Raw genomic sequence first — 11,373 nt, 5'->3', positions numbered from 1 at the left:
ATGAAAAATATTTTTAGATATATCTAAAAATCATATCTTTGGCACTATGTTAAGTTTTGCGGAAGAAAATTACCTAAAGACAATATATCATCTGTCAGAGGAGATTGATGGTGCAGTCTCAACAAATGCCATTGCAGAAAGCCTTAACACCAAGGCTGCTTCAGTAACGGACATGATCAAAAAACTCTCTAACAAAGGGATTCTCTCCTACCAAAAATATAGAGGCGTGCATGTATCTGAATCAGGAAAAAAAGCTGCGCTGCAGGTCATCAGAAAACATCGACTTTGGGAGACCTTTTTAGTAGATAAATTAAAGTTCAATTGGGACGAAGTTCATGAGGTAGCAGAGCAGTTAGAACACATCAATTCGGCATTGCTCATTAAACGCCTTGATGAGTTTCTGGCCTACCCCAAATTCGACCCACATGGTGACCCAATTCCAGATGAAAATGGTGAGTATAAATCCAAACCACAAGTAGCCCTAAATCATGTAAAAGCAGATACGATTGGAATAATCGTATCTGTAAAAGATACAAGTAATGCATTTCTAAAATATCTGGATAAAATCGGTATTTACCTGGGAGCAAAAGTTAAAATTTTGGAAAAGGTAGAGTTTGATGGCTCATTAGAAATACAAATAGATTCTAAGAAAACAGTTTTCATTTCAAAGGAGGTTTCAGAAAATATATGGATATCAGAATAGCAGGTTTAGCTCTTTTAATAAGTATCATTTTATCAGGGTGCAACTCTAACAGCGAGTCTTCTGATAATGGAAGAATTACGATTGTTACTACCACTGGAATGATTGAAGATGCAGTAAAGAATATCGTTGGAGATAAGGCCGATGTTCAGGCCTTAATGGGGCCTGGTGTTGACCCTCATTTATACAAAGCCACACAGGGAGACCTGCAGAAACTCACCGGCTCAGACATCATATTTTATAACGGACTGCACCTTGAAGGCAAAATGGGTGAAGTGTTTGAAAAGTTAGCATTTCAGAAACCTGTAGTAGCCGTTGCCAATAGCATCTCTCCTGCTCGCTTGAGGAAAGTTCCTGAATTTAATAATAACTATGACCCACATATATGGTTTGATGTAAAACTATGGCAGGAAGCAGTTAAAGAAGTTAATCGTTACATGCAACAATACGACTCTGCTAATGCAAGCTATTATCAGCAAAATGCTAGTACATATCTTAAAATACTCGACTCACTACATTCATTTGTCCAAAAGGAAATAAGTACCATCCCTGAAACTCAAAGGGTATTAATCACAGCTCATGATGCATTCGGATATTTTGGTGAAGCCTATGATATTAAAGTAATGGGCCTCCAAGGCATCTCTACCCTTTCGGAATATGGGCTGAGAGACGTTGCTAACCTTGTGGACTACATAAAAACCAATAAGATCAAGGCAGTTTTTGTAGAAACCTCAGTTTCCAATAAAGCTATCAATGCTGTTGTTGAAGGCTGTCAGCAAAGTGGATATGATGTTTTTATTGGTGGCAACCTCTACTCTGATGCAATGGGTGCCAAAGGATCAGCAGATGGTACTTATGTTGGAATGGTTCGGGCTAATGTCAAAACAATTGTTAGCGCTTTAAAATAGTAATTAAGATGATCACTCAAGTAGAAAATCCAATTGTTGAAATCCATGACCTAACGGTGTCTTACGACAAAAAACCTGTTTTATGGGATGTAGATTTATCTCTGCCTAAAGGTCATTTAATTGGTATAATTGGCCCGAATGGCGCTGGGAAATCAACACTTATTAAATCTGTAATGGGATTAATACCCAATAGCAGTGGCTATATAAAACTTTTCGATCAGGACCTTTCTAAGGTTAGAGGCAGGATCAGCTACGTACCTCAGCGCGAAACTGTAGACTGGGATTTTCCAGCTTCGGTCATTGATGTCGTGTTAATGGGAAGATACGGCAAGCTTGGGTTGTTTAAAAGACCAAGAAAGGCCGATATTGAAGTAGCAATGGACTGCTTAAGAAAAGTGGACATGGAAGCTTTTAAAGACCGTCAAATCTCTCAGCTTTCAGGAGGGCAGCAACAACGTGTATTTTTAGCCAGGGCACTGGCACAACAAGCGGATCTATATTTTATGGATGAGCCGTTTGCAGGTGTTGATGCAGCTACAGAAAAAACGATTATCAAACTACTCAGAGAAATGACAGAACGCGGAAATACTGTGATTGTGGTGCATCATGACCTTCAATCAGTTCCACAGTATTTTGATTGGGTAATTATGCTGAATATGAGATTAGTGGCTTCTGGCCCTACGGAAAGCACTTTTACCTCTGAAATATTACAAGAAACCTATGGTGGGAAGCTTACTTTGCTATCTGAAGTAGGAAACCTACTGAAACAAGGCAGATTCCCAAGTCGTGAGCAAACAGAAGTAAAGAATTAATGGAAACATTTCTCGACTTTTTCTCTTTCAGTGACCCGAATGTAAGGTATGTTGTTTTAGGATCAATCCTAATTACAGCTAGTTCTGCAATTGTTGGCTCCTTCACATTCCTAAAAAAGAAAGCCTTGGTTGGGGATGCCGTAGCTCATGCCGTTTTGCCTGGCGTTTGTCTTTCATTCATATTATATGGCGAGAAAAATCCTTTGGTATTAATTATAGGTGCATTTACAACAGGCTGGATAGCGTTAACGCTTATTGATTTCATTTCTTCCAAATCGAAAATTAAAGAAGATACGGCCATTGGCCTGATTCTATCTGTATTTTTCGGGATTGGAATTTTTCTACTGACTATCATTCAAAAATCCGGTAATGCTGCACAGAGCGGTTTAGATCAGTTTCTATTTGGAAAAGCGGCCTCTCTGGTAGGCTCAGACCTTATCACTTTTGGGCTGGTAGCTGTGCTTTTACTAGTGGCTGTTTACCTTTTCTTTAAAGAGTTTACACTCATCTCCTTTGACAAAGACTTTGCGGCCTCTGTAGGCTTGCCAATTAGAGCAATGGAGCTGATTCTTACTACTCTAACGGTATTAGCTGTAGTGGTGGGGATACAAGCTGTAGGCGTAGTCCTTATGGCTGCTATGCTTATAACACCAGCAGCTGCAGCCCGATTCTGGACTGAGAAAATAAAGGTAATGATATGGCTTGCTGCTATTTTTGGAGCTTTTAGTGGTATATCTGGAGCCTACATCTCTTATGTAGCGCCTTCTATGCCTACTGGACCCTGGATTGTTATTGTAATATCAAGCATTGCCTTTTTCTCCTTCTTTTTTGCTCCTGGCCGAGGTATAATTCAAAGATTGCTTACCCAAAAGAGGATCAAAAAACATATAGTGGATGAAAACATACTAAAAGCACTTTATCAACTGGGAGAAGAGGAGAAAAACTTCTTCGACAAAAGAACCATCGAAACAATCCTTTCTAAAAGAACTTTAAGAAGAGATTTGCTTATAAAAAGCTTAAAGCGACTAAAGCGTGAAGGCTATTTGAAGCATAGTGATGGGCTTTGGTTTTTTACTACTGAAGGTAAGAATAAAGGTCAGCGTGTTGTTAAGCTTCATCGACTTTGGGAAGTTTATTTAATTCAGTATTTGCGCATTGCTCCAGACCATGTTCACGATGATGCCGATACAATAGAGCACGTTTTAACACCAGAACTTGAAGCAAGGCTTGAGAAATTGCTAAACTACCCGAGTACTGATCCTCATAAATCAGAAATACCATATGAGTAACGATTTGCAAATTATATTGGCAGGTTCATTTGTAGCCACCGCTTGCGGTTTGCTAGGGTGCTATCTCATTTTAAGAAAAATGGCTATGGTTGGTGATGCCATCTCGCATGCTGTTTTACCCGGCATTGTTCTGGCTTTCCTTTTCACAGGCTCCAGAGACTCTGTTACCATGGTGATAGGTGCTGGTATCATTGGTGTTTTAACTACCTTTCTTATTGAGTTTTTTCATAAGAAAGGAAAACTACAGACTGATGCTTCCATTGGTGTGACTTTTACTTGGCTTTTTGCCATAGGAGTTATATTGATCTCGGTATTTGCCGGTAAAGTAGATCTTGATCAGGATTGTGTACTTTATGGAGAGATTGCATATGTGCCTATCGATCTTTGGATAACCGATGCAGGCACGGTCATGGGACCAAGGGTTTTGTATATATCTGGCACAGTTCTTTTAATCATTTTGGTATTTATTGCTACAGGATACAAAGAACTATTCCTAACCACCTTTGATCCTGCTTATGCCACTGCTGTTGGCATTTCAACGGTTTTATGGCATTATCTACTAATGGGTGCCGTATCAATAACCACTGTAGCTTCGTTTGAATCTGTTGGAGCCATTTTAGTGGTAGCATTACTTATAGCGCCACCGGCCACAGCTTATTTACTCACTGAGGATCTATTCAAAATGATGGTTTTGACCACCATTATTGGTGTACTAGTTTCAGTTTCAGGATATTATCTTGCTGTCGCTACGGATGGATCTATAGCAGGTGCCATGGCAACAATGGCAGGCTTGTTTTTTGGATTGGCCTTCTTATTCTCACCTACTGAAGGTTATTTGGTAAAGAAATTTAGAAAAGAAAAAGCCGTTATGCATTAAATGCTCAACGATCAGTCGGATCGCTTCTTTTTAAGCTTGGAAACAATCCTTACATCTGCTCTTCTATGCTCTTCTGCATCACCTTCTTCATCAGTTATGGATCCAAAACCACGAGCCACTATTCTACTCTCATCTACCCCCTGATCTACGAGGTAATTAAGAACGATTAAAGCTCTTTTATTGGAAAGCTCGAGATTATAACGAGGATTACCATCCTTACTCGCATAACCCGCAATATCAATTGTTAAGAAGCTGTATTTGTAGATCATTTGAACAATGCTGTCCAATTCAGCGCGATGCTTATCCCCAATGGCACTTTGATCATTATTAAAGAAAATGCGGTGTGTTTCATCCATCAACTTTATCTCATGCTCATCATATTCAGGCTCAATATCATTTGATGCAATCTTCACAGCACCTGATTCAGTAGTAGTGCCCGAATTATTACCGGGTGCATCCGGATTTCCATAATTAGCAGCTATTAAAGCCTTCTGATCTAAATTATCACCATGGTATTTAACCATGAATATGTCACTAAAACCCAAACCACCTTCTCTTACCGAAGCGTAATACCCGGTTCTTTGATCCGGAGAAATATTGAAAGATATCTCATCATCCGGTGTGTTTACAGGATAACCAAGATTTTCAGGAATAGACCATTCTCCTGTTAGACTATCGTATACTGATTTAAAAATGTCGTAACCGCCATAGCCTTTATGACCGGTACTGCTGAAATATAAGGTCTTGCCATCATAAGCCAAAAATGGACTATCCTCATCACCAGGAGTGTTAATTACTGCTCCAAGGCTTTTAGATTTATACCAATCCTTACCCTTATCATCTTTAATACAGTAATAAATATCTATACCGCCTTCATTACCTGGTCTGCTGCTGGTATAGAATACCATGTCCGGTGATGACGTTTCAGTAATAGAGTTTTCACTGTAAATGCTGGAATTTATTTTATTGGTTAGAAACTCAGGTTCTGACCAGTTTTGTCCATCATAATCTGAGTAATAAATATCACCAGCTCCGGTGTCCTTGTACAGATACAACCTGTTTCCATCAGGCGACAATGCAATATTTGCATCGTGATACTCAGTATTGATCGGAGGGCCAATATTCTTAGCAGGACTCCATTTACCACCAACTTTTCTTGAGATAAATACATCTTCAAAATAGAAGTTATCCTTATCCACATCAGGGCTGGTATTATCCTCCTGCCTTCTTGAGGTAAATATCATCACATCTCCTTTATAGTTAAGCACCGGGGCATAATCAGGCCATACTGAGTTAATTTCTTCGCCAATTGGCACTATTGAATACTGTGATGGTTTGTTAATGATGTCTTTTCCATTATTGCATTCTAAAATTCTGCGTGATACTACCTGAGGCATCACCCTGTCTCTTCCTCTATAGCTTCTGTCACCCAGCACCTTTTTCTTATACCGTTCATAATAGCTCAAAGCGTTATCGAAATCAAGGCCATAATGATAGGCACGGCCAATATGATATAATAAATCAAAACGATAATTGGGTTTCTGCTCCAGTATTCTCAACAAATAAGGCAAAGCCTGATCCTTGTTGATAGTTTCAAGGTAAAGGCTGCCTGCCATCCAATTGGCTCGCAGGTTTGAGGGATCTAGATCTGCTGCCTGAATGTACAATTCTTTAGCAATCTCTATAGCCTCTTTCTGTTGTTTGTAAATCTGGTCTGCCTGTTCAAGATATACATTGGCTAAAGCCACAGGGTCATCCTGGGCTTGCATCTTCAATGATGCCAGTAAGCAAAGGGTTGTTATAGCTAGGAGCTTTTTCACGTCAGTTTAAAAAATAAGCCGCTTTTCGAACAAAAATCAACCCTTAATATAAATACTATATTTATCTATATCAAATCACTTAAACAATGTGATGACATAAATTGGCCCAATTCATTTAAAATCAAACATTTAGTTATATTTTACATTAATATATACTGTATACTTGAAGCTTGATTTAAGCGCCTACGGTGATAAAGCAAAGTAATGAAGGATTACTACCTACGTGAGAGTTTTAAAAGAAATGTCAAGCTGACAGATAGAATTTCTGTAATTCTTACGGTATTGATGGTACTTTTAGGACTGGTCTATTTTATAGTTTCACTCCAAAGAGACACGACACTCTATATTACAATCTGGCTGTTAGCCCCCATATTTTTAACGCCATATGTGCTTAACAAATTTGGCCTAAATAAACTAAGCAGATTTATTTTAAGCACGCTGTTACCCATTCTTGCGTTAGTTATTTCAGTTCTGAATAAAGCAGGACACAACGATGTGGTTTTTATTAACTCAGTCAACTACTTTGATGTGCGTCTGGTAATCATCAATTCGGCCATTATACCATTTATACTTTATGATCTCAAAGAAGTTAAAAGCCTAATACTGGCCGCCCTTCCTTCATTTATAGCATTGGCAACGTTTGATCCTGTGCATAATTATTTCAATGTTGGCTTCTATCAGCTTGGGCTACAAAGTGATGACTACTTTTTCTCTGCTAATTTGTATTCTGGGATCACCTATTTCTTTATTGCCTTTGTTTTGACCAATCTTAAGTATCAGGTTTATAAAAGCGAATCGAAGACAATAGAAGAAAATCAGAAGGTTAAAATGTACCTGGAAGCATTAATCAAATTGGGGAATTCAGAAAGTATAAACCTGGGGATAGTTGATAAAGCCAAGCAGGAACTATTAAAGGTAGGCAAAAAATGTTTTGGAGTTTCTAGAATCAGCTTATGGAACTACCACAGTGATGAAGGCTGTATAACATGCGAATATCTATTTGAAAATGAAGTCATGACTTCGCCAGAAACCAAATTGAGAGCCCAGGACTTCCCTAAATATTTTGTTGCTCTAAAAAAACAGCAATTGATTATAGCACAAGATGCGGTGAATGATGACATGACTAATGAGTTTGCCCAAAGTTATCTTGAACCACTCAATATCAAATCAATGATGGATGCACCTTTCCTCAATCTTGGAAAGTTAGGTGGTGTGATATGTTGTGAACAGCAAGACTCTTTCAAAGACTGGGGGGCTGCAGAAAGTCTTTTTTTAAAGGCTCTTGGCGATTTTCTATCTTATTCCATAAGTGTTGAAGCTCGAATGGAACAGAATAAACTGCTCACAGCAAAGAATGCTGAGATTACCACCATCAATGATAATCTTGAAAGAATTGTTGCTGACCGAACCAAAGAACTTGAAATCAAAAATGTGCAGCTCACCGAGTATGCCTATATCAATTCTCATATTCTAAGAGCCCCTGTAGCAAGAATAAGCGGTCTTTACAACCTGTTCAAAATGCAGACCCAGCAAAACTCGGAACTATTGGGTCATATGAGCAATTCGATACATGAATTGGAAGAAGTAACCTACAAGATCAATCGTGCTATTGAAGAACACGGTGAGGTGAGCCGTGATAATATCAGGCTATAGCAAATTTCTTTCTGTAAAGACGCTTCCAATAACTAATTAAAGGAACGCCAAGCATTGCTGGCCCAACCCAGAGTATCCAGTGATTAAACTCCGTCATTCTGCCCATGGTGACTGCAAAAGCAGTGGCTGCTGCAATGTAACTTCCCATCATGCCATCAATGTGATATATGTACCAGTAGAAGGCATTTGTTGGTCTCTTTATAAAAAGCTTAAGTCCTCCGACACCTGCGTTAATTGTAAACACTCCAAAGAAAACAGACAACCAACCAAGTACAGCCTCTTGTCCGGTTGTCAACAGGTAGATACCATATCCACCAAATGACAACCCCGCTAACATGGTGAAGGCTCCGGCAAACCAGTCATAAGTTTTAGGCTTTTGATCTTTATGTAGCTTTTTCAATTTCAATATCCTAACCCCACTAAAGCACCCATAATAGCTTAAAAAGCTGATCATAAATAAGAAAGGGATAAACTTAAAGGAAGAGAGCACCACAGCAGTGATAAATACATAAGTCATAGCATAGAAATACACTTTGCCGGCTTTGCGGTGAGCCTGTCCTCCTTTTTTAGTTGTCATTGCCATTGGGCCTGTAATGAGTGATATTACACCTGCTATCACATGAGAAATTGCTATTACTTTGAGTGGTTCCATTTTATATCGATTAGTTGATGGGCCAAATGAAAGCCCTTAATCGGATATCAAAAAATCAAAGGTGTAGAATGGAAGATGATGGTATGAATGGGAAGAATTTATGTCGTTTTTTGCTCAATAGCAGACAAAACGCTATCCGCAAGATTCCTGGAAACAGGCACTTTCATCTCAGTATTGGCAAGTGTAAGCTCGTAGCCACGCGCATTGCCATCTACACTCCTCACCTTTTCAAGATTAACAATATAACTTCTGTGGCATCGCACAAAAATGTTTGGCATTTCCTCCAACACATTCTTAATTCTATTTCGAAGTAAATGCTTTTTGACAGTTTCTGTCTCTGAAATGATGAGCTCCAGATAGTTGCCATCAGACTTCACGAAAAGCAATTGTGATGCTGGTATTTGATATTCGACTTCTCCATTCTCATTTTTAAGGACCAGCAGTTGCTCCTCTTCAGCCCCTATTGGATGCTCTTTAATCTGAGAAGTGATTTTCTGGGCCTCAAGAGCATACTTTTTAAAGTATTTGGCCTGATCATAATAGATATAGAAGAAGACAGGAATAATACCCACAGCCAATGTACTAACCTGCAGATCAATTATCACTTCCCAAAAGCCCCCTTGTATATAGTTCATTGCATATAGAAAGGCAGAATTGGCAAAACCTATAACGATAAAGTTTAATATGGTGTATAATAACTCTTTCCATACCATCCATTTTTGAGGTGCGAAAAAGCTGCTAAAAAAGTAGGGAATTAAAATGCTCATTAAGACAATACTCAAAAACGTAATTGCCCCAAACTGCAGGCAGATTTGATACAGTGTCCAGCCGCGAATGCTATCCAGGTTAAATGGTCTGAAGAACACTAAAAATCCCGCTACAAATAGACCGAATATTGCGGCACGTTTTAACCTGGTAAGTATACTTTCATCATTAGGATGTGGCTTGCAGCCCCAGCGCTTTATCTTATCAATCACCATTCAAATATAAAGCGTGTCGGTCTATTCTTGCCATGTAGAAAGTAATATTCCTACTTTTGCCAAAATTTAGAATATGAACCCATCTACACAGGATACTATTGTTGCCTTATCAACCGCTCCGGGAGTTGGAGCCATTGGGGTGATACGCCTTTCTGGCGATGAAGCCATTACAATTACCAATAAGGTATTTAAGGGTAAAGACCTCACCAAGCAGGAGTCGCATACCATTCATTTTGGTACTATCAGAAATGGCGATAAAGTAGTTGATGAAGTACTCGTATCACTGTTTATAGCGCCTAAGTCATTTACCAAGGAGAATGTAGTGGAGATCTCCTGTCATGGCTCACCTTTCATATTGAAGCAGGTGATCAAAGTATTATTGCAAAATGGTGCCCGTCTTGCAAAAGCTGGTGAATTTACACAGCGTGCATTCCTTAACGGTCAGTTTGACCTGGCACAGGCTGAGGCTGTTGCTGATTTGATTAATGCCGATTCAGAAGCTTCTCATGAAGCAGCTTTAAAGCAAATGCGCGGTGGCTTCTCGGAGCAGATTAAAACTTTGCGCGAAGAGCTCATCCATTTTGCTTCTATGGTTGAACTTGAATTGGATTTTGGCGAAGAAGATGTGGAGTTTGCCGATAGAGATGATCTTAAAAAGCTGATCAATGACCTGCAAGCCGTGATTGTAAAACTAATTTCCAGTTTTGATCTGGGCAATGTAATTAAGAACGGTGTACCTACTGTAATTGCAGGCAAGCCAAATGCAGGCAAGTCTACCCTACTCAACGCCTTATTAAACGAAGAAAAGGCCATTGTCTCAGATATTGCCGGCACCACTCGTGATTTCATTGAAGATGAAATTAATCTGGGCGGAATCAACTTCAGGTTTATTGACACGGCCGGTCTCCGTGAAACAACCGATATCATCGAAGCCATGGGTGTGAAGCGTACACAGGAGCAAATGCAAAAGGCTTCGCTCATTATTTACATGGTGGACATGGCCAATGACGAGCTGGTGGACATGCACCGCGAGATTAACAAGCTGGAGAACCTTGGCATCCCATTTATAGTGGTGGGTAACAAGTTGGATAAGGCAAAAGCAGAGATCAAAGAAGCCATTGAAAAGATCAAAGGCTCTGTACTAATATCAGCTTACAGCAAAGACAACCTAGATGCGCTTAAAGACCGCATTTTAGAAGTGGTAAACCTTGACAACTTCAAAACTGGTGATACGGTAGTGACCAACATCAGGCACTATGACAACCTGCTAAAAACCAGAGATGCTCTGCAAGATGTACTCAACGGGCTGGGCATGAATGTAACTGGTGACTTCCTGGCTATGGACATCCGCCAGGCGCTGCATTATTTAGGTGAAATCACAGGTGAGATCACCACCGATGATCTTTTGGCCAATATTTTCAGTAAGTTTTGTATTGGGAAGTAATCATCACAAAACAGAAAGCACCTATTGCTCCGCATCTTTGAGAGAAAGGAGTTGATCTGTGGTACATTCAAACACCAATGGCCACAGTTCTACTAGAACCACAGAAATATGGTCCCATGTGGCGTAAATGGCCTAAGAGAAATCAAAAATACCTTAAATTCGTAAAAATTAGTGAAATAGCAGGCACGCTCGCTAACCTAATGTTTTAAACAATATAATATGAAACAGAATATTCAAC

10 protein-coding genes are annotated in these 11,373 nt (G+C 39.4%); 7 read left to right on the top strand and 3 right to left on the bottom strand.

Features of this window, described 5'->3' with window-relative positions; all coding sequences use genetic code 11:
• The first annotated feature begins 46 nt into the window (after positions 1-46).
• Genes E1140_RS05330 through E1140_RS05310 form a run of 5 tightly spaced genes read left to right on the top strand, consistent with a single transcriptional unit; the run spans position 47 to position 4,586 of the window.
• On the top strand, positions 47-703 hold the full coding sequence (locus E1140_RS05330; RefSeq protein WP_155179917.1) for a metal-dependent transcriptional regulator: 657 nt from the start codon (positions 47-49) through the stop codon (positions 701-703).
• Positions 688-1,608 carry a metal ABC transporter solute-binding protein, Zn/Mn family gene (locus E1140_RS05325; protein ID WP_155179914.1) on the top strand — a complete coding sequence of 307 codons (921 nt, stop codon included), beginning with the start codon at positions 688-690 and terminating at the stop codon, positions 1,606-1,608. The genes E1140_RS05330 and E1140_RS05325 overlap by 16 nt, the downstream gene beginning before the upstream one ends.
• Positions 1,609-1,616: 8 nt before the next feature.
• Positions 1,617-2,420: a metal ABC transporter ATP-binding protein gene (locus E1140_RS05320; protein ID WP_155179911.1), complete on the top strand. Its 804-nt coding sequence runs from the start codon at positions 1,617-1,619 to the stop codon at positions 2,418-2,420.
• Complete coding sequence (locus E1140_RS05315; RefSeq protein WP_155179908.1) at positions 2,420-3,709, top strand: metal ABC transporter permease; 1,290 nt, start codon at positions 2,420-2,422, stop codon at positions 3,707-3,709. Before E1140_RS05320 ends, E1140_RS05315 begins: the two co-directional genes overlap by 1 nt.
• Positions 3,702-4,586: a metal ABC transporter permease gene (locus E1140_RS05310; protein ID WP_155179905.1), complete on the top strand. Its 885-nt coding sequence runs from the start codon at positions 3,702-3,704 to the stop codon at positions 4,584-4,586. The genes E1140_RS05315 and E1140_RS05310 overlap by 8 nt, the downstream gene beginning before the upstream one ends.
• Before the next feature lie 11 nt (positions 4,587-4,597).
• Here the strand turns inward: E1140_RS05310 and E1140_RS22015 are convergent, their stop codons facing one another.
• A complete protein-coding gene (locus tag E1140_RS22015) occupies positions 4,598-6,406 on the bottom strand; it encodes an OmpA family protein (protein WP_155179902.1) in 1,809 nt (602 codons plus the stop codon).
• Positions 6,407-6,610: 204 nt separating this feature from the next.
• On the opposite strand from E1140_RS22015, the gene E1140_RS05300 reads away from it, so the two are divergent.
• Positions 6,611-8,059: a GAF domain-containing protein gene (locus E1140_RS05300; protein ID WP_155179899.1), complete on the top strand. Its 1,449-nt coding sequence runs from the start codon at positions 6,611-6,613 to the stop codon at positions 8,057-8,059.
• Here E1140_RS05300 and E1140_RS05295 read toward each other — a convergent pair.
• Both E1140_RS05295 and E1140_RS22010 read right to left on the bottom strand, forming a co-directional pair.
• Complete coding sequence (locus E1140_RS05295) at positions 8,049-8,711, bottom strand: DUF2306 domain-containing protein (RefSeq protein ID WP_155179896.1); 663 nt, start codon at positions 8,709-8,711, stop codon at positions 8,049-8,051. The two genes, E1140_RS05300 and E1140_RS05295, sit on opposite strands and share 11 nt — an antisense overlap.
• A gap of 98 nt (positions 8,712-8,809) precedes the next feature.
• Entirely contained in the window at positions 8,810-9,688 is an 879-nt protein-coding gene (locus tag E1140_RS22010; RefSeq protein ID WP_185153438.1) for a LytTR family transcriptional regulator DNA-binding domain-containing protein, read from the bottom strand.
• Positions 9,689-9,764: 76 nt separating this feature from the next.
• Between E1140_RS22010 and mnmE the strand changes: the two genes are divergently transcribed.
• Positions 9,765-11,135: a tRNA uridine-5-carboxymethylaminomethyl(34) synthesis GTPase MnmE gene (gene mnmE / locus E1140_RS05285; protein WP_155179890.1), complete on the top strand. Its 1,371-nt coding sequence runs from the start codon at positions 9,765-9,767 to the stop codon at positions 11,133-11,135.
• Positions 11,136-11,373 lie beyond the last annotated feature (238 nt).

The sequence above is a fragment of the Fulvivirga lutimaris genome (assembly GCF_009711525.1).
Classification (GTDB): Bacteria; Bacteroidota; Bacteroidia; order Cytophagales; family Cyclobacteriaceae; genus Fulvivirga; species Fulvivirga lutimaris.
The sequence above is the reverse complement of the archived record's forward strand: the minus strand, read 5'-3'. Positions and strand labels throughout refer to the sequence as shown.